This window comes from Streptomyces sp. NPDC017225 (assembly GCF_044331465.1).
Lineage (GTDB): Bacteria > Actinomycetota > Actinomycetes > Streptomycetales > Streptomycetaceae > Streptomyces.
The window spans coordinates 128654-147788 of record NZ_JBIRNE010000015.1 but is presented as its reverse complement, the minus strand read 5'-3'; the positions used below and the strand labels follow the sequence as shown (position 1 = coordinate 147788).

The following is a 19135-nucleotide window of genomic DNA, read 5'->3' as shown; positions in this document are numbered from 1 at the left end:
CGCGAATAAGACGCACGCAAGCTATCGGGTCCCGCTGACATCCCCGCAGCCCGATGAGGCTCTGTGGCACTGATGTGACACTTACTGACTCTCAAACCGGGCCATAGCAGCCGCAACCGCTCCGTAGATGGCGGCGACTGTCACGACCAGCGTCACCGACCGGCCGTCCGGCGGCAGCATGAGTGCGGCCACCCCGGCGGCGCCGACGAAGGCGATGTTGAACAGCACGTCGTAAATGGAAAAGATCCGGCCACGGAACGCGTCGTCGACCGAGGACTGCACGACAGTGTCCGTCGCGATCTTCGCTCCCTGCGTCGTCAGGCCCAGCACGAACGCCGCGGCGAGCAGCGGCACGGTGGCGAACGGCAGACCGAGCGCCGGCACCAGCACCGTGGCGGCCGCGGCGCACACGGCCATCCAGCGGCCGGGCCCGAGCCGCCCCGCCGCCCACGGGGTGATCACCGCGGCCGCGAAGAAGCCCGCGCCGGAGACGCCCAGCGCCAGACCGAGCAGCGCGAGCCCCTCCTCCGTGTCCGAGGTCAGGGTGTACCGGCACAGCATCAGCAGCATGACCAGCAGGGCGCCGTAGCAGAACCGCATCAGCGTCATGCCCGCGAGCGACCAGGCCGCTTCCCGGCGTGCGGGTGCGGCGAGATGACGTACTCCCGCCACCAGGTCGCGGGCGGTGCCGGCGAGGGCGGAGGCCAGCCGGGGTGGCACGAGCGTGCGGTCGGGGCCCAGCAGTTCCACGGCGATGCGCAGCGAGGCCAGGGCCCCGCACAGGTACAGGGCGGCCCCGAGCAGTACCACGGCGGCATCGGAGTCCGCGAACACGAGTCGTACGACGAAGGCGAGTCCGCCGCCCGCCGTCGCGGCGAGGGTGCCGGCGGTCGGGGAGAGCGAGTTGGCGATCACCAGCCGCTCGGCGTCGACCACGCGCGGCAGTGCGGCGGACAGGCCCGCCAGGACGAAGCGGTTGACCGCGGTGACGCAGAGGGCCGAGACGTAGAAGAGCCAGTCCGGGACGGAGGCGAAGATCAGCACGGCTGTCACCGAGGCCAGCACGGCGCGCAGCAGGTTGCCGTAAAGGAAGACCTGGCGGCGGCGCCAGCGGTCCAGCAGGACGCCGGCGAAGGGGCCGACCAGGGAGTACGGGAGCAGCAGCACCGCCATCGCGGAGGCGATCGCGGCGGCCGAGGTCTGTTTCTCCGGGGAGAAGACGACGTAGGTGGCGAGCGCGACCTGGTAGACGCCGTCGGCGCCCTGGGAGAGCAGGCGTACGGCGAGCAGGCGCCGGAACCCTTCGAGGCGCAGCAGGACGCGCAGGTCACGGACGACGGCCATGGGGCACAGCCTCACATACGGGAAGGGTCCCCGGGTCACGCGACCCAGGGACCCTCGGCGGACCGGAGTCCGGGGTTGTCAGCGCTCGACCTCGCCGGCGATGAACTTCTCGACGTTCTGACGGGCCTCGTCGTCGAAGTACTGGACCGGCGGGGACTTCATGAAGTAGCTCGACGCCGACAGGATCGGGCCGCCGATGCCGCGGTCCTTGGCGATCTTCGCGGCGCGCAGGGCGTCGATGATGACACCGGCCGAGTTCGGGGAGTCCCAGACCTCGAGCTTGTACTCCAGGTTCAGCGGGACGTCACCGAACGCGCGGCCCTCCAGGCGGACGTAGGCCCACTTGCGGTCGTCCAGCCAGGCCACGTAGTCGGACGGGCCGATGTGGACGTTGTCCGCGCCCAGGTCCCGGTCGGGGATCTGGGAGGTGACGGCCTGCGTCTTGGAGATCTTCTTGGACTCCAGGCGCTCGCGCTCGAGCATGTTCTTGAAGTCCATGTTGCCGCCGACGTTCAGCTGCATCGTGCGGTCCAGGACGACGCCCCGGTCCTCGAACAGCTTCGCCATGACGCGGTGCGTGATGGTGGCGCCGACCTGCGACTTGATGTCGTCACCGACGATCGGGACGCCCGCCTCGGTGAACTTGTCCGCCCACTCCTTGGTGCCGGCGATGAAGACCGGGAGAGCGTTGACGAAGGCGACCTTGGCGTCGATGGCGCACTGGGCGTAGTACTTCGCCGCGTCGTCGGAGCCGACCGGCAGGTAGCAGACGAGGACGTCGACCTGCTTGTCCTTGAGGGCCTGGACGATGTCGACCGGGGCCTCGTCGGACTCCTCGATGGTCTCGCGGTAGTACTTGCCGAGACCGTCGAGCGTGTGGCCGCGCTGGACCTGGACGCCGCTGTTCGGCACGTCGCAGATCTTGATGGTGTTGTTCTCGGAGGCGCCGATGGCGTCCGCGAGGTCGAGGCCCACCTTCTTGGCGTCCACGTCGAAGGCGGCGACGAACTCGATGTCACTGACGTGGTAGTCGCCGAACTGGACGTGCATCAGGCCGGGGACCTTGGCCGCCGGGTCGGCGTCCTTGTAGTACTCGACGCCCTGTACCAGCGATGCGGCGCAGTTGCCCACACCGACGATGGCTACGCGAACCGAACCCATTCCGGTTGCTCCCTGTGTGTACGAGTGAGGCCCTGACTGGGCACTCACGTGGCGGTGTCGCCGGGCGTATCCGGCCGGGGGTCGTCCCCCGGCCGGGGCAGGCCGCCCGTCGTTCCAGATGTCGTGTCCTGTTGAGCGGTCCCCTCGGCGGCGGAACCCCGCAGGTCCCGCCCCGCCCGCTCGCTCTCGATGAGCTCGTTCAGCCAGCGCACTTCACGCTCCACGGACTCCATTCCGTGGCGCTGGAGCTCAAGCGTGTAGTCGTCGAGCCGTTCCCGGGTGCGAGCGAGGGAGGCCCGCATCTTCTCCAGGCGCTCCTCCAGCCGGCTGCGCCGGCCTTCCAGTACGCGCATGCGTACGTCCCGCGACGTCTGTCCGAAGAACGCGAAGCGAGCGGCGAAGGTCTCGTCCTCGTAGGCGTCCGGACCCGTCTGCGAGAGGAGCTGCTCGAAGTGTTCCTTACCGTCGGTCGTCAACCGGTAGACGATCTTGGCGCGACGTCCCGTGAGGGAAGCGGCCGCCTCGCCGACGTTCCCCGGTTCCTCGATCAACCAGCCGTTGGCGACCAGCGTCTTGAGGCAGGGGTAGAGCGTCCCGTAGCTGAACGCCCGGAACACACCCAGTGACGTGTTGAGCCGTTTGCGCAGCTCATAGCCGTGCATCGGGGATTCGCGGAGCAGGCCGAGTACAGCGAACTCGAGGATGCCGGAACGCCGGCTCATCGTCGCCTCCTCTCGCCCTTATGCCGCGTTGATGTATCGACTCGATACATCAGAACGATAGATCGAGCTTCCGCGTGCGACAAGAGGCGGCTTGGTGAACGGGATCACATCCGGGTTTCATCGAGAGCAAGTTGCCTGATTTGAGGTGAACTTCGAGTCTCGGGGGTTTTGACGGTGCGTAGTCTGTGCGCCATGCAGACCACCGGGAACCGAGTGACGCCTGGGGACGTCCCTGTCCCTGGTGCGGTACGGGTGAATGCGGAAGGGGCCGCATCCGTACTTCGGGGGGACCGGAAACCAGCCGCCTTTACCAGGCGCGCAAAGGTGCGCCTGCCCGAGGAGTAGTCGTTCGATGAGCGAGCACCGTCGCAAACCGCCGCAGCCGCAGGGAGGCGGACGTGCCGCGGCCCGACGCGGCCAGTCCGGCTCGTCCTCCGGCCGCCGTGCGGCACCGCGAGGCGCCACAGGGTCTCCGTCCGGCTCGTACGGTCCGGAGGACGAGGAGCGTCCGTACGGGAGTCGTGCCGAAGCCCGGCGCGCGGCACAGCGCAGCGGAGGCGGCCGCCGCAGAGCGGCCGAGCAGGGTCCCGGCGGCCCGGGAGGGGCCGGACGGGGCCGCGCGGTCGCGTCCGGCAAGAAGCGGGTGATCGATTACCCGCGCCGTGACAAGGACGGGTGGCACCGCTGGGTGCCCTCCTGGAAACTCGTCTCCGGCCTGTGTATCGCGTTCTTCGGCACCATGGTGACCGCGGCGGGCATCGCCTACGCCATGGTCGGCGTACCCGTCGTCGACGAGACCGCCACGGCGCAGAACAACGTCTACTACTGGGCCGACGGCAGCCAGATGGTCGCCACGGGTGGTGAGCGCAACCGGCAGAGCGTCGACCTCGCACAGATTCCCAAGGAGATGCGCAACGCCGTCATCTCCCAGGAGAACAAGACCTTCTACTCCGACAGCGGCATCGACCCCAAGGGCATCGCTCGCGCCGTGTTCAACATGGCCAAGGGCGGTGACACGCAGGGTGGCTCCACCATCACCCAGCAGTACGTGAAGAACGCGATGCTCAACGACCAGTCGCAGACGATCTCCCGCAAGGTCAAGGAGATCTTCGTCTCGATGAAGGTCGGTGCCGAGGAACCGAAGGACAAGATCCTCGAGGGCTATCTGAACTCCGCGTACTACGGTCGCGGCGCCTACGGGATCCAGGCCGCCGCGCGGGCGTACTTCAACGTGGATGCAGTCGACCTGAACGCGGGACAGTGCGCTTTCCTGTCGGCGATGCTCAAGGGCGCCACGTACTTCGACCCGGCGGGCTCGACCTCGATCGACCCGGCCGCGACTCCGGAGGCCAACAGCGAGCGCGCCCAGCGGCAGATGCAGGACACCCTGGACAAGATGGTGGAGTACGGCCACTTGAGCCAGGAGGAGCGGGCCAAGCACACTGAACTCCCCACTGTGAAGAACCCGGAGTCGAACGCACAGCTGGGCGGTCAGATCGGTTACCTCGTCAGGCTGGCCAAGTCGTCCATCGTCAGAAACGACGTGGTCTCGGAGCAGCAGCTGGAGAGGGGCGGCTACTCGATCTACACGACCTTCGAGAAGAAGAAGGTCGATGACCTTGAGGCTGCGGTGCAGAAGGTCTACAAGGAGAACATCGACCCCAAGAAGCGTCCCGACAAGGACACGCACGTCCAGTTCGGCGGGGCGTCGGTGGATCCCGAGACCGGTGCCATCAAGGCCGTGTACGGCGGCGAGGACGCTACCAAGCACTTCACCAACAACGCCGACGTGACCGGTGCCCAGGTCGGTTCGACGTTCAAGCCGTTCGTACTCGCCGCGGCGATGAACTGGGGCGTGCGCGATCCCGACCTCGGTCCGGAGCAGTCCCAGGACGAGCGCACGGTCGTCTCCCCGAAGAGCCTCTACAGCGGCAAGAACGACCTCAAGATCAAGGAATACGACGGGACGATCTGGAAGAACGAGAAGGGCGAGCAGTGGCTGCAGGAGAATGACGGCAAGGAGTCGCTCGGCGACCCGCCGGACTACAAGATCGACATCCGTGAGGCGATGCGGCAGTCGTCGAACTCCGCCTTCGTGCAGCTCGGCATGGACGTCGGTCTGGACAAGGTGAAGGAGGCCGCCATCGACGCGGGCCTCCTCGAGGGCAGCCTGGCGGGCGCCGGCTACCCGTCGTTCTCCATCGGCGTCTCGTCCCCGAGTGCCATCCGTATGGCGGACGCGTACGCCACCTTCGCGGCCAGTGGCAAGCAGAGCGAGCCCTACTCCGTGACCAAGGTGACGAACAAGAGCGGCACGATCTACACGCACACGGTCAAGTCCGAGCGGGTGTTCACGGCTCAGGTCGCGGACAACGTCACGGACATTCTGAAAACCGTCGTCGAGGAGGGTACGGGTAGCGCTGCCCAGCTGCCCGGCCGCGAGGTGGCGGGCAAGACCGGTACCACGGACGGCAACAAGTCCGCCTGGTTCGTCGGCTACACCCCGCAGCTGTCGACCGCGATCAGCATGTTCCGCTATCCGGACGACGAGTCCGTCAAGGAGCGGACCTTCCTGGAGATGTACGGAACGGGCGGCCAGAAGAAGATCCATGGTGCGTCGTTCCCGTCCGAGATCTGGAAGGACTACATGGAGGACGCGCTGAAGGGCACGAAGGCGGAGAAGTTCCCGAAGCCGGAGCCCATCGGCGAGGTCGTCAACGACACACCGCCGCCCAGTCCCTCCCCCTCGCCCTCGCCTTCCACCTCCGAGACGGAGGAGGCGAGTCCGTCGCCGAGCCCGTCGCCCAGCAAGTCGGAGACCAGTCCCTCGCCGACCGCACCGAGTCCGTCGTGCGGTATGTGGGAATGGAACTGCGACGACGGGAACGACGGCGGTAATGACAACGGCGGCAATGACGCGGGCGGCTCGGAGGGAAGTGGGTCACCGTCCCCGTCGAGCAGTGAGACGGAGGGAGACGGCGACGGCAATGGCAACGGCAATGGCAACGGCAACAGCCAGGGAAACACGATCTGGGGCCAGAACGGCTAGCCGTCGGAACGACCGGCATGGGCGTTTCACGTGAAACGCCCGTAAGTTTCACGTGAAACCGGGGCCGCCGCATCCACGAGGGTGCGGCGGCCCCGGTGTATTCCCAGGTGCGTACGGCAGGATGTGCCCCATGCCCAGTGCAGAATCGACGCCAGCGAGCGTGCACGAGCCGGACCCGGTGCGGCCGACCAGGGAGGACACGGTCGCCGCGGCCGGCAGCGAGCTGATCGGCGGTCCTCTCGGCCGGCGTGCCCTGCTCGGGACGTCCTGGTGGACGCCCGTGCGGGTGATCGCACTCGTGGCGATCGGCATGTTCGCCCTCGGACTGGTCCAGAAGGCGCCCTGTTACAACGGTGCCTGGTTCTTCGGTGCCAGCTCCCAGTACACGCACGCGTGCTACTCGGACATCCCGCATCTCTACCAGGGGCGTGGGTTCGTCGACGGGCTCGTGCCGTACTTCGACAAGCTCCCCGGCGACATGGAGTACCTCGAATACCCGGTGCTGACCGGTGTCTTCATGGAGGTCGCCTCCTGGCTCACACCGGGCAGCGGCACCATCCAGCACCAGGAGCAGTGGTACTGGATGGTCAACGCCGGGCTGCTCATGGTGTGCGCGGCCGTCATCGCAGTCTGCGTGACCCGTACGCACACCCGGCGCCCCTGGGACGGCCTGCTGGTCGCCCTCGCGCCCGCCTTCGCGCTGACCGCGACCGTCAACTGGGACCTGCTGGCGGTCGCTCTCACCTCCGCCGCGATCCTGATGTGGTCGCGAGGGCGTTCGCTGGCCTTCGGTGTTCTCCTGGGGCTGGCCACGGCCGCGAAGCTCTACCCCTTCCTGATCCTCGGCCCGTTGCTCATGCTGTGCTGGCGGGCGGGTAAATGGCGGGAGTTCGGAAAGGCACTGGGGGGCGCGGTCGTCGCCTGGCTCGTGGTGAACCTGCCGGTGATGCTCTTCGCCTTCGACGGATGGTCGAAGTTCTACACGTTCAGCCAGGAACGCGGCGTCGACTTCGGCTCCTTCTGGCTGATCCTGGTCCAGAACACCGACAACCCGCCAAGCACGGAGACGGTCAACACGCTCGCCACGCTCCTGATGCTGCTGTGTTGTGGCGCCGTCGCGGCGCTCACGCTGACCGCCCCGCGGCGTCCCCGGTTCGCCCAGCTCGCCTTCCTGATCGTCGCGGCCTTCATCCTCACCAACAAGGTCTACTCACCGCAGTACGTGCTGTGGCTGATCCCGCTGGCCGCGCTGGCGCGGCCGAAGTGGCGCGACTTCCTGATCTGGCAGGCGTGCGAGGTGGCCTACTTCCTGGGCATCTGGATGTACCTCGCCTACACGACCAGCGGCGACGCCCACAAGGGCTTGCCGACGGACGGCTACCACTGGGCCATCGGCGTGCACCTGCTGGGAACGCTCTTCCTGTGCGTCATGGTCGTGCGGGACATCCTGATGCCGGACCGGGACCCGGTCCGGAGGAAGGGGGACGACGACCCGTCGGGTGGTGTGCTCGACGGTGCGGAGGACGTCTTCGCCCTGGGGCCCGCAGCTCATACCGAGCAGCCCGCAGCCCACTTCGAGGGGCCACGGGTGAGATGGGGCGGGAGACAGACAGGTCGTTCACTCTGAGCGAACGCACGGAAAGGCCGTACACGGAGGACCGTGTACGGCCTTTTTCAGCGGTCGAGCTAGCGGTCGAGGATCCGGTCGAACTGCGTGGTGGTGTGCCGCAGGTGGGCCACCAGCTCGTCACCGACCTGCGGCTCCGGCGCGTCCGAGGGCACGAACAGGATCGACACCTGCATGTGCGGCGGCTCCGCGAACCAGCGCTGCTTGCCACCCCAGACGAAAGGCGCGAGATTGCGGTTGACCGTGGCGAGGCCGGCCCGGGCGACACCCTTGGCGCGCGGCATGACGCCGTGCAGCGCCTTCGGGGCCTCCAGGCCCACCCCGTGCGACGTACCGCCAGCCACGACCACCAGGAAGCCGTCCGAGGCAGCCCTCTGCTGCCGGTAGCCGAAACGCTCGCCCTTGACGACGCGCGTGACGTCCAGGACCGCACCGCGGTACTCCGTGGCCTCGTGGTCCCCCAGCCACAGCCGGGTTCCGATCCGGGCGCGGAACCGGGTCTGCGGGAACTGCTGCTGGAGCCGGGCCAGCTCGTCCGCCTTGAGGTGGCTGACGAACATCGTGTGCAGCGGCAGCCGGGCCGCGCGCAGCCGGTCCATCCAGCCGATGACCTCCTCGACGGCGTCCGAGCCGTCGGTACGGTCCAGCGGCAGGTGGATGGCGAAGCCCTCCAGCCGGACGTTCTCTATGGCGGCGTGAAGCTGCGGCAGGTCCTGCTCGCTGATGCCGTGCCGCTTCATCGAGGACATCACCTCGATGACCACGCGCGCGCCCACGAGGCCGTACACGCCGTCGATGGACGACACCGAGCGCACGACCCGGTCGGGCAGCGGAACGGGCTCCTCGCCACGCCGGTACGGCGTCAGGACCAGCAGGTCACCACCGAAGAAGTCCTTGATCCGGGCGGCCTCGTACGTCGTGCCGACGGCCAGTACGTCCGAGCCCATGCGCGTGGCCTCCTCCGCCAGCCGCTCGTGCCCGAAACCGTAACCGTTGCCCTTGCAGACCGGGACCAGCCCGGGGAACTGCTCCTGCACGTGCTTGTGGTGCGCCCGCCAGCGCGCGGTGTCGACGTAGAGCGTGAGCGCCATGGCCGGACCTGGGACCTTTCTCGTGGCTGCGATGTGCTGCGATGTGCTGCGGTGTATCGAGGGGAAGCGTGGGTGGAGCTGTGGACGCTGTCACCGACGCTACTGGAGCCGGGAGCGTCGGGCAGGGGGATCAGCGACGCGACATGTAGATGTCGAGTGCCTTGTGGAGCAGCTTGTTCAGGGGGAAGTCCCACTCGCCGAGGTACTCGGCCGCCTGCCCGCCCGTGCCGACCTTGAACTGGATCAGGCCGAAGAGGTGGTCGCTCTCGTCCAGGGAGTCGGAGATGCCGCGCAGGTCGTAGACGGTGGCGCCCAGGGCGTAGGAGTCGCGCAGCATGGCCCACTGCATCGCGTTCGAGGGCCGGACCTCACGGCCGATGTTGTCGGAGGCGCCGTAGGAGTACCAGACGTGCCCGCCGACGACCAGCATGGTCGCCGCCGACAGGTTCACCCCGTTGTGCCGGGCGAAGTACAGCCGCATGCGGTTGGGGTCCTCGTTGTTGAGGGCCGCCCACATGCGCTGGAAGTACGACAGCGGGCGCGGCCGGAAGCGGTCGCGCACGGCCGTGATCTCGTACAGGCGCTGCCACTCCTCGAGGTCGTAGTAGCCGCCCTGGACCACCTCGACGCCGGCCTTCTCGGCCTTCTTGATGTTGCGGCGCCACAGCTGGTTGAAGTTCTTGTGGACCTCTTCCAGGGAGCGGTTGGCCAGCGGCACCTGGAAGACGTAGCGGGGCTGCACGTCACCGAAGCCGGCGCCGCCGTCCTCGCCCTGCTGCCAGCCCATGCGGCGCAGCTTGTCGGCCACCTCGAAGGCGCGCGGCTCGATGTGGTCGGCCTCTATGTCGCGCAGACGCTTGACGTCGGGGTCCTGGATGCCCTTCTTGATGGACGTGGCGTCCCAGCGGCGGATGATCACCGGCGGGCCCATCTTCACCGAGAAGGCGCCCTGCTGCTTGAGGTGCGCCAGCATGGGCTCCATCCAGTCCTGCAGGTTCGGCGCGAACCAGTTGATGACCGGGCCCTCGGGGAGGTAGGCGAGGTAGCGCTTGATCTTGGGCAGCTGCCGGTACAGGACCAGGCCCGCGCCGACCAGCTCACCGGTCCGGTCGTCGAACCAGCCGAGGTTCTCCGAACGCCATTCCGCCTTCACGTCTGCCCATGCCGGGACCTGCATGTGACTCGCCGCCGGCAGGCTCTGGATGTAGGCCAGATGCTGCTCGCGACTGATGGTCCTCAGGGTCAGGCTCATTCGGGGCGCTCCTCGGGCTGGTGTGTCCCCATGGGTACAGGGGCTCCGGCTCTCGCGCGAAGCCTACTGCGCCCTGTGAGCGCCCCGTCCGGCGTACGGGTGTAAGGCGGGCGGAAGGGCTGGCCGGTGGGCGGGTGGCGGGGGCCCGGCTCCTGGTCTCAGCCGAAGAAGCCGCCGTGGTAGATGCCGAAGTACAGACCGAACGCCGAGGCTCCGAGGCCCAGCACCAGGCCGAAGCGCTCACGCGTCGTCGCCGAGATGAGCTGGCCGTATCCGCCGGTCAGGACCCCGAGCAGCCCGGCCCAGGAGGTCACGATGTGGAGCCCTCGGAAGCTCGCGGTGGCGAGGGCGAGGACCGCGAGCACCAGGGTCACGGCGAGCAGCGTGTCCTGGAGGGGGTGGGGTTTGCCGTCGGTGGCCAGCAGCCCGGTCCGGGGCTTGGCGGGTCGCATGATCTGTGCCATGGGGAACCTCCTGCCAAAGGCAGGGCGTCTTCGCCCTTCACATCCGCTGAGTACCGATTGTGTCCCCTCGCAGCCGGATTTCAACCGCAGGCCGGTGGCCGGGTACTCTGTATCTTCTGCACTGGTGTCTCCTGCCGGCCACGGGCCGGGCCACCTCCTCGGAGGAGGCCCGATTGTCAGTGGGTCCTGGTTTACTCGTTGATACCGGTGCCAACGCATCGCAACCCTCCTGCCACGGAACGACCGTGGCCGCTGAGTCCAAAGGAGGTGGGTTCCACATGCGTCACTACGAGGTGATGGTCATCCTCGACCCCGATCTCGAGGAGCGTGCTGTCTCCCCGCTGATCGAGAACTTCCTCTCTGTCGTCCGTGACGGCGGCGGAAAGGTCGAGAAGGTCGACACCTGGGGCCGTCGTCGTCTCTCGTACGAGATCAAGAAGAAGCCCGAGGGCATCTACTCGGTCATCGACCTGCAGGCCGAGCCTGCGGTCGTCAAGGAGCTCGACCGGCAGATGAACCTGAACGAGTCGGTCCTCCGGACCAAGGTCCTCCGTCCCGAGATGCACTGAGCCCTTCCGCTCAGCCGATCCCGGGATTCGAGTAGCAGCACAAGCAGCCAGCAGCAAACCCGCCGAGAGGTTCCCCCATGGCAGGCGAGACCGTCATCACGGTCATCGGCAATCTTGTCGACGACCCCGAGCTGCGCTTCACCCCGTCCGGTGCGGCCGTCGCGAAGTTCCGTGTCGCGTCGACCCCCCGCACCTTCGACCGTCAGACGAACGAGTGGAAGGACGGCGAAAGCCTCTTCCTCACCTGCTCGGTCTGGCGTCAGGCGGCGGAGAACGTCGCCGAGTCGCTCCAGCGAGGCATGCGCGTCATCGTGCAGGGCCGGCTGAAGCAGCGGTCCTACGAGGACCGTGAGGGCGTCAAGCGCACGGTCTACGAGCTGGACGTCGACGAGGTCGGCGCCAGCCTGCGCAGCGCCACGGCCAAGGTCACCAAGACCTCGGGCCGCGGTGGCCAGGGCGGTTACGGCGGTGGCGGTGGCGGCGGCCAGGGTGGCAGCGGCTGGGGCGGCGGCCCCGGCGGTGGCCAGCAGGGCGGCGGCGCTCCGGCCGACGACCCCTGGGCGACCGGCGCTCCCGCCGGTGGCCAGCAGGGCGGTGGCGGCCAGGGTGGCAGCGGCTGGGGCGGTGGCTCCGGCGGCGGTGGCGGCTACTCGGACGAGCCCCCCTTCTAGGCGGGCTCTACTCACACTTCTTGATCACACAGGAGAAACATCATGGCTAAGCCGCCTGTGCGCAAGCCGAAGAAGAAGGTCTGCGCATTCTGCAAGGACAAGGTCACGTACGTGGACTACAAGGACACGAACATGCTGCGGAAGTTCATTTCCGACCGTGGCAAGATCCGTGCCCGCCGCGTGACCGGCAACTGCACTCAGCACCAGCGTGACGTCGCCACGGCCGTGAAGAACAGCCGTGAGATGGCACTGCTGCCCTACACCTCCACCGCGCGATAAGGGAAGGGTGACCGAAACATGAAGATCATCCTCACCCACGAGGTCTCCGGCCTCGGTGCCGCGGGCGACGTCGTCGACGTCAAGGACGGTTACGCTCGCAACTACCTGATCCCGCGGAAGTTCGCTATCCGCTGGACCAAGGGTGGCGAGAAGGACGTCGAGCAGATCCGTCGTGCTCGCAAGATCCACGAGATCCAGACCATCGAGCAGGCCAACCAGGTGAAGGGCCAGCTCGAGGGCGTGAAGGTCCGTCTGGCCGTTCGCTCCGGCGAGGCCGGCCGTCTCTTCGGCTCCGTCACCCCGGCCGACGTCGCCTCGGCGATCAAGGCCGCTGGTGGTCCCGAGGTCGACAAGCGTCGCATCGAGCTGGGCTCGCCCATCAAGACGCTGGGCGCCCACGAGACGTCTGTGCGTCTGCACCCCGAGGTGGCCGCCAAGGTCAGCATCGAGGTCGTCGCAGCCTGAGCTCTGCTCTCGCTGAAGCGATGAGATGGGGCCGCATCTCCCAGTGGGGGGATGCGGCCCCATCTTCGTGGGCGGGTTTCACGTGAAACATCGTGTTTCACGTGAAACGGTCAGCGCGTCGCGCCCGTGACGATCCAGCGACTCGATCGCGTGCGCAGCCACAAGGTCACCAGGCGCATGGCCATCATCAGCGTCATGGCCGCCCACAGCGCGGTGAGCCCACCGCCGAACGTCGGAACGAGAAGCGCCACGGGGGTGTAGACCGCCAGGGTGAGCAGCATCGCCCAGGCGAGATACGGGCCGTCGCCCGCACCCATGAGCACGCCGTCCAGGACGTAGACCACTCCGCAGATCGGCTGCGAGACGGCCACGATCACAAGGGCGGGGAGGGCGGTGTCCTTCACCGCGGAGTCGCCGGTGAACAGGGGCAGGAACGCCGGACGTGACAGCACCACAAGCAGACCGAGTACGACCCCGACCGCGACGCCCCACTCCACCATCCTGCGGCAGGCGTCCCGGGCTCCCTGGGCGTCGCCGGCTCCGAGATAGCGGCCGATGATGGCCTGCCCCGCGATGGCGATGGCATCGAGGGCGAAGGCGAGCAGACTCCACAGCGACAGGATGATCTGATGGGCCGCGATGTCGGCGTCACCGAGGCGGGCCGCCACGGCCGTTGCGATCATCAGAATCGCACGCAGCGAGAGGGTACGTACCAGCAGCGGCACCCCGGCCTGGGCAGACGCCCGGATACCGGCGATGTCGGGACGCAGCGAGGCGCCGTGCCGGTGTGCCCCGCGGACCACCACCCACAGGTACACCGCGGCCATACCGCACTGGGCGATGACGGTGCCCCAGGCGGACCCCGCGATGCCGAGGCCGGCGCCGTAGACGAGTACGACGTTGAGGACGGCGTTGGCGACGAAGCCGGCGATGGCGACGTAGAGGGGGGTGCGGGTGTTCTGCAGTCCTCGCAGGACACCGGTCGAGGCCAGCACGACGAGCATGGCGGGGATGCCGAGGGCGGAGATCCGCAGATACGTGACGGCGTACGGGGCCGCGGTGTCCGAGGCGCCGAAAAGTGCCACCAGGGATGGCGCCGTGGGAAGTACGACGGCGATGACGGCGGCGCCCAGCAGCAACGCCAGCCAGATTCCGTCCATGCCCTGGCGGATCGCGGATGGCAGGTCGCCCGCACCGACGCGCCGAGAGACGGCCGCCGTGGTGGCGTAGGCGAGGAAGACGAAGACGCTGACGGCTGTGGTGAGCAGCGCCGAGGCGATGCCGAGTCCGGCGAGCTGCGCGGTGCCGAGATGGCCGACGATCGCGCTGTCGGCCATGACGAAGAGGGGCTCGGCGACGAGCGCGCCGAAGGCCGGAACGGCGAGCGCGACGATCTCTCGGTCATGCCGGCGCCGTGCGGTACGGGAGCGCGCGGGGGCCTGTGTCATGAGCACCAATCTAATCGTCCACAGGTAAGAGATGCAAAGCTTTCCTGACCCTTACGTGCCGTCTCGCCGCGTGTGCTTCCGAGCACGGTGAGAAGCGATCTTGATCCAAGTGGGAAAGTTTTTCTCCTGCACAGGGGGTGGATGGCAAAGGTGCAGCTCAGGATGGGTTTCCAGGTGAGGTCGAGGGCTTGTTCACAGGGCTGTCCACCGAGTCGTGCACAGGTTTGGACGAGTTCTCCACAGCATCTGGCCAGTCGTCCACATGGCCTGTGGATAACCAGATTGGCTGACGGTGCCGGCAGGCCTACGGTGGTCCGGCGCATGCTCCGTCCGCCGGCTTGTGAACCAACACAAAACCGACGCGTCAGAACCGGAGTTGGGCGTCCTATTTGTCAGTGCCGTGCCGTAGAAATGAGGGCACGGCGAGGTCCGCTCGGCGGACGTGAGGAGGTGGCTCGGTGAGCATTTCCGAGCCCTTGGACGACCCGTGGGCCGACAGCGGTCCCAGTGATCGTCTGCCTGCTTCCCGCCGCCGCGGTGACGGAGGCCGCAGCCGCGACGATCAACACGAGCGCGGTCCGGACCACGCCGCGTGGGACGGCGGCGGACCGTCGTTCGAGCGGGTGCCACCGCAGGACCTGGATGCCGAGCAGTCCGTCCTCGGCGGCATGCTTCTGTCCAAGGACGCCATCGCCGACGTCGTCGAGATCCTCAAGGGCCACGACTTCTACAAGCCGGCCCACGAGACGGTCTACCAGGCCATCCTCGACATCTACGCCAAGGGCGAGCCGGCCGACCCCATCACGATCGCCGCCGAGCTCACCAAGCGCGGTGAGATCAACAAGGTCGGCGGGGCCTCGTATCTGCACACTCTCGTCCAGACCGTGCCTACGGCAGCGAACGCCGCGTACTACGCGGAGATCGTGCACGAGCGTGCCGTCCTGCGCCGCCTGGTGGAGGCCGGCACCCGGATCACACAGATGGGATACGCGGCCGACGACGACGTCGACGAGATCGTCAACCGTGCCCAGGCCGAGATCTACGCCGTCACCGAGCAGCGCACCAGCGAGGACTACCTGCCGCTCGGCGACATCATGGAGGGCGCACTCGACGAGATCGAGGCGATCGGGTCCCGCAGCGGCGAGATGACCGGTGTGCCGACGGGGTTCACGGACTTCGACTCGCTGACCAACGGCCTGCACCCCGGACAGATGATCGTCATCGCGGCGCGTCCCGCCATGGGTAAGTCGACCCTCGCTCTGGACTTCGCTCGGGCCGCTTCGATCAAGAACAACCTGCCGAGCGTGATCTTCTCGCTCGAGATGGGGCGCAACGAGATCGCGATGCGTCTGCTGTCCGCCGAGGCCCGCGTCGCGTTGCACCACATGCGGTCCGGCACGATGACGGACGACGACTGGACCCGTCTGGCCCGCCGGATGCCGGATGTCTCGGCGGCTCCGCTGTACATCGACGACTCGCCGAACCTGTCGATGATGGAGATCCGCGCCAAGTGCCGTCGTCTCAAGCAGCGCAACGACCTCAAGCTGGTCATCATCGACTACCTGCAGCTGATGCAGTCCGGCGGTTCCAAGCGCGCGGAGAGCCGTCAGCAGGAGGTGTCGGACATGTCCCGTAACCTCAAGCTCCTCGCCAAGGAGCTGGAACTGCCGGTCATCGCGCTCTCTCAGCTGAACCGCGGCCCCGAGCAGCGCACCGACAAGAAGCCGATGGTCTCCGACCTGCGTGAGTCCGGTTCGATCGAGCAGGACGCCGACATGGTCATCCTGCTGCACCGCGAGGACGCCTACGAGAAGGAGTCCCCGCGCGCCGGCGAGGCCGACCTGATCGTGGCCAAGCACCGTAACGGTCCGACGGCGACGATCACCGTCGCCTTCCAGGGCCACTACTCGCGTTTCGTGGACATGGCGCAGACCTGACCCCCGCGCGGGAAATCGGCTCGACTCGGGGGGCCCGGGCCGATGGAGTGGGGATATGACGACACAACAGGAAGAATTGCTGCCCGCCACCCGCCGGGCGCTGCTGCACCGGATCGCCGTGGCACAGACCGAAGGGCGCACCCCGTCGCTCGTCGCCGCTGTCGTCCGGGACGGGCGCGCCGTGTGGCACGGAGCCCGGACCTCGGTCGAGGGACACGGCCCGGACGAGAACGTGCAGTACCGGATCGGCTCGATCACCAAGACGTTCACCGCTGTTCTCGTTCTGCGGCTGCGTGACGAGGGGGTGCTCGACCTCGGGGATCCGCTGGAGAAACACCTGCCGGGTACCGGAGCGGGCGAGGCCACGATCGCCGAACTGCTGGCGCACTCGGGCGGGCTGGCCGCAGAGTCACCCGGGCCGTGGTGGGAGCGCACGCCGGGTTCTCTGCGGCCCGAACTCGCCGATGTGCTGGGCAAGCAGCCGCTCCTGCACCCGGCGGGCCGTCGGCACCACTACTCGAACCCCGGCTATACCCTGCTCGGCGCGCTGGTCGAGGAGTTGCGGGGTGCTCCGTGGGAGGAGGTCCTGCGGCGGGAGGTGCTGGAGCCGCTGGGTCTGGACCGTACGACCGGGCGTCCGCTGACGCCTCACGCCGGTGGCTGGGCGGTACATCCGTGGGCCGATGTGATGCTGGCCGAGCCCGCCGAAGACCTCGGGCGGATGGCCCCCGCCGGGCAGCTCTGGTCCACCACCGCGGACCTGGCACGGTTCGCCGCCTTCCTGACGAAGGGGGACGACAGGGTGCTGAGCGCGGAGACCGTGCGGGAGATGCGGGAGCCCGCGGCGCCGCCTGGGGCCGCGGATGTCGTGGACGGCGCCGCGTACGGCTTCGGTCTGCAGATCCAGCGTTGGGACGGGCGGCTGCTCGTGGGGCACTCCGGCTCCCTGCCGGGGTTCCAGGCGAACCTCACCATCAGCGTGGAGGACGACGTTGCCGCGGTGGTACTGACCAACTGCACGTCCGGGCCGCTGCCGGCCGGGGTCGGTGCCGATCTCGTGCGCATCGTCGCAGAGGCGGAGCCCCGGATCCCCGAACCGTGGCGTCCTCTGCCGGATGTCGACAGGGCTGTGCTGGAGTTGGCCGGGCAGTGGTACTGGGGGACACAGGTCTTCGCCCTGCGGCTGGCGCCCGGTGGGGGAGTCTCGCTGGAGCCGCTGTCGGGCTACGGCCGCCGTTCACGCTTCCAGGCAACCGACGACGGTACGTGGATGGGGCTCGAGGGCTACTACGCCGGGGAGTCCCTGCGAGCCGTCCGTCGCCCGGACGGATCCGTGAGCCACCTGGACCTCGGGTCGTTCGTGTTCACGCGTCAGCCGTACGACGAGGGGGCCCCTGTGCCGGGAGGAGTGGACCCGGCGGGGTGGCGAGGGATCGGTTAGGAATCTCGACCGCAATCGTGGGTGCGGTGTCCTGTTTCACGTGAAACAGGACACGCGGAGGGACGCGCAGGCGGAGCGTTCGCTCAGAGCTGGAGCTTGAAGCCCGTGTGTGAGGCGGAGAACCCGAGGCGCTCGTAGAAGCGGTGGGCGTCCGTACGGGTCTTGTCGGAGGTGAGCTGTACCAGGTGGCATCCCTGCCGACGGGACTCGTCGACCGCCCACTCGATGAGCTGGGTCCCCAGTCCGCTGCCGCGTTCGGCGGTGTGGACGCGGACACCTTCGATGATCGACCGGGTGGCGCCGCGCCGGGACAGACCGGGGACGATCGTCAGCTGAAGGGTGCCGACGACGCGGTCGTCGCGGACAGCGACGACGAGGTGCTGGTTCGGATCGGCGCGGAGCCGTTCGAACGCGGCCAGGTAGGGGTTCAGGTCGTCCGGTGACTCCCGTTGGGCGCCCAGGGGGTCGTCGGCGAGCATCGCGACGACCGCTGGGATGTCGTCCTCGGTGGTGGCGCGTATTTCAAGATCTCCCATGACCGCACCCTACGCAGAGGCGGCAGGCGGGAACACGGCGTTAGGGCGGCGTCATGGGAGGGGAACGCCTCGGTCAAGAGCTTGAGGTCCACCCCGGCGTCGTTGGGTCAGGAGAGGCAGTCGGCCGCCAGGTCAGCCCGCCGCCACCGTCAGCGGTGCGAACCGCCGGTTCCAGTCTCCGGGCAGCTCGGCGATCCCGTACGTCATGACCACGTTGGGCGCGATGAAGGCGAGGCCGTGTGCCTTGGCCCAGGACAGCAACTCCTCGTGCCGTACGTCGATGTCCGTGCGCAGCGGGCGGTCGGTGCGGGCGGCGAGGGAGCCGATGAGTGCCTTGGCCGTATCGGTGTCGCGGGCGATCAGAGGGCCCACGACGTGAGTGTCCATATTGGGCCAGGCCGCGGCGTACCCGATGAGTCGGCCGTGCTCCTCGGCGACGCGCAGCTGGTCGGAGAAGGCCGGCAGCCGCGTGATGATGTGGGTGCGGTCGGCGCCGAACACCTCCTCGTCGAGCCGGAGGATCGCGGTGAGGTCCTCGGCCGTGGCCGCGCGCGTGGCGACCCGGGGCTCGGGGCCGCCCGAAGTGAAACGCCCGCGTACCATCTCCGCCCTGCCGGTGGCCTTGAAGCCGAGCTCCTCGTAGAGCGGCCGGCCATACGGAGTCGCGTGCAGAGTCAGGGGGATGGGTCCCAGCGCGGAGACGACGTGACGCATCAGCCGACGTCCGACGCCCTGGCGGGCATGCCGCTCGGCGACCAGGACCATGCCGATGGCGGCGAGGGAGGGACGTTCGGGCGGCCCGTACTCGGTGACGGTGCAGGCGCTGACGAGACCGCCCCCCGGGTCGTCGATGCCATATCCCTTCCCTGCTGTGAGGAGGAATCCCCACTTGTGCTCCTCGCGCGGCCACCCCCGGTCCTCGGACAGGTCGGCGCAGGCGCTGAGATCGCGGAGCGTCAGACGTCGGATCGGCAGAGAGGCGAGGGAAGGTGTCGGCACGCAGGTCAGGCTGTCCGACAACGGCCGTCCGCGTCCACCACTTTCCGGTGGAACACGCGAGCTTTGGCCATGTTGTGGCC

General features: G+C 68.1%; 17 protein-coding genes. 8 read left to right on the top strand and 9 right to left on the bottom strand.

Going from position 1 to position 19135, the window contains the following annotated elements:
• Positions 1–81: 81 nt before the first annotated feature.
• The 3 genes from ACH4NX_RS28530 to ACH4NX_RS28520 form a co-directional block, all read right to left on the bottom strand.
• A complete protein-coding gene (locus ACH4NX_RS28530) occupies positions 82–1344 on the bottom strand; it encodes an MFS transporter (protein WP_351387639.1) in 1263 nt (420 codons plus the stop codon).
• A gap of 78 nt (positions 1345–1422) precedes the next feature.
• Positions 1423–2505 (bottom strand): inositol-3-phosphate synthase, encoded by a 1083-nt coding sequence (locus ACH4NX_RS28525; protein WP_345593821.1) that lies wholly within the window; start codon positions 2503–2505, stop codon positions 1423–1425.
• A gap of 44 nt (positions 2506–2549) precedes the next feature.
• Positions 2550–3227, bottom strand: coding sequence for a helix-turn-helix transcriptional regulator (locus tag ACH4NX_RS28520; protein WP_351387643.1), 678 nt, complete (start codon positions 3225–3227; stop codon positions 2550–2552).
• Positions 3228–3870: 643 nt separating this feature from the next.
• Between ACH4NX_RS28520 and ACH4NX_RS28515 the strand changes: the two genes are divergently transcribed.
• Together ACH4NX_RS28515 and ACH4NX_RS28510 are read left to right on the top strand one after the other, a co-directional pair.
• Positions 3871–6276 carry a transglycosylase domain-containing protein gene (locus tag ACH4NX_RS28515; protein ID WP_351387645.1) on the top strand — a complete coding sequence of 802 codons (2406 nt, stop codon included), beginning with the start codon at positions 3871–3873 and terminating at the stop codon, positions 6274–6276.
• Between the two features lie 130 nt (positions 6277–6406).
• Positions 6407–7903: a glycosyltransferase family 87 protein gene (locus ACH4NX_RS28510; protein ID WP_398129072.1), complete on the top strand. Its 1497-nt coding sequence runs from the start codon at positions 6407–6409 to the stop codon at positions 7901–7903.
• A 59-nt stretch (positions 7904–7962) separates the two neighbouring features.
• Here ACH4NX_RS28510 and ACH4NX_RS28505 read toward each other — a convergent pair whose 3' ends face one another.
• From ACH4NX_RS28505 to ACH4NX_RS28495, 3 genes are all read right to left on the bottom strand, one after another.
• A complete protein-coding gene (locus ACH4NX_RS28505) occupies positions 7963–8994 on the bottom strand; it encodes an alanine racemase (RefSeq protein ID WP_398129073.1) in 1032 nt (343 codons plus the stop codon).
• Between the two features lie 130 nt (positions 8995–9124).
• Entirely contained in the window at positions 9125–10246 is a 1122-nt protein-coding gene (gene femX, locus ACH4NX_RS28500) for a peptidoglycan bridge formation glycyltransferase FemX (RefSeq protein WP_351387652.1), read from the bottom strand.
• A 158-nt stretch (positions 10247–10404) separates the two neighbouring features.
• On the bottom strand, positions 10405–10710 hold the full coding sequence (locus tag ACH4NX_RS28495) for a hypothetical protein (protein ID WP_351387654.1): 306 nt from the start codon (positions 10708–10710) through the stop codon (positions 10405–10407).
• Positions 10711–10988: 278 nt separating this feature from the next.
• Between ACH4NX_RS28495 and rpsF the strand changes: the two genes are divergently transcribed.
• The 4 genes from rpsF to rplI all read left to right on the top strand — a co-directional run bounded on the left by rpsF (position 10989) and on the right by rplI (position 12694).
• Positions 10989–11279 (top strand): 30S ribosomal protein S6, encoded by a 291-nt coding sequence (gene rpsF, locus ACH4NX_RS28490; RefSeq protein ID WP_077798159.1) that lies wholly within the window; start codon positions 10989–10991, stop codon positions 11277–11279.
• Between the two features lie 77 nt (positions 11280–11356).
• Positions 11357–11950: a single-stranded DNA-binding protein gene (locus ACH4NX_RS28485; protein ID WP_351387657.1), complete on the top strand. Its 594-nt coding sequence runs from the start codon at positions 11357–11359 to the stop codon at positions 11948–11950.
• Positions 11951–11992: 42 nt separating this feature from the next.
• On the top strand, positions 11993–12229 hold the full coding sequence (gene rpsR / locus ACH4NX_RS28480) for a 30S ribosomal protein S18 (RefSeq protein WP_003949403.1): 237 nt from the start codon (positions 11993–11995) through the stop codon (positions 12227–12229).
• Between the two features lie 18 nt (positions 12230–12247).
• Complete coding sequence (rplI, locus tag ACH4NX_RS28475; RefSeq protein ID WP_351387660.1) at positions 12248–12694, top strand: 50S ribosomal protein L9; 447 nt, start codon at positions 12248–12250, stop codon at positions 12692–12694.
• Between the two features lie 110 nt (positions 12695–12804).
• Here rplI and ACH4NX_RS28470 read toward each other — a convergent pair whose 3' ends face one another.
• Positions 12805–14142, bottom strand: coding sequence for an MATE family efflux transporter (locus ACH4NX_RS28470; RefSeq protein ID WP_351387662.1), 1338 nt, complete (start codon positions 14140–14142; stop codon positions 12805–12807).
• A 458-nt stretch (positions 14143–14600) separates the two neighbouring features.
• Between ACH4NX_RS28470 and dnaB the strand changes: the two genes are divergently transcribed.
• Positions 14601–16079: a replicative DNA helicase gene (gene dnaB, locus ACH4NX_RS28465; RefSeq protein ID WP_351387665.1), complete on the top strand. Its 1479-nt coding sequence runs from the start codon at positions 14601–14603 to the stop codon at positions 16077–16079.
• Between the two features lie 55 nt (positions 16080–16134).
• Positions 16135–17520: a serine hydrolase domain-containing protein gene (locus ACH4NX_RS28460; protein ID WP_398129074.1), complete on the top strand. Its 1386-nt coding sequence runs from the start codon at positions 16135–16137 to the stop codon at positions 17518–17520.
• Positions 17521–17603: 83 nt separating this feature from the next.
• Here ACH4NX_RS28460 and ACH4NX_RS28455 read toward each other — a convergent pair whose 3' ends face one another.
• Positions 17604–18056: a GNAT family N-acetyltransferase gene (locus ACH4NX_RS28455; protein ID WP_351387670.1), complete on the bottom strand. Its 453-nt coding sequence runs from the start codon at positions 18054–18056 to the stop codon at positions 17604–17606.
• Between the two features lie 132 nt (positions 18057–18188).
• Positions 18189–19055 (bottom strand): GNAT family N-acetyltransferase, encoded by an 867-nt coding sequence (locus ACH4NX_RS28450; protein ID WP_351387672.1) that lies wholly within the window; start codon positions 19053–19055, stop codon positions 18189–18191.
• Positions 19056–19135: the final 80 nt, after the last annotated feature.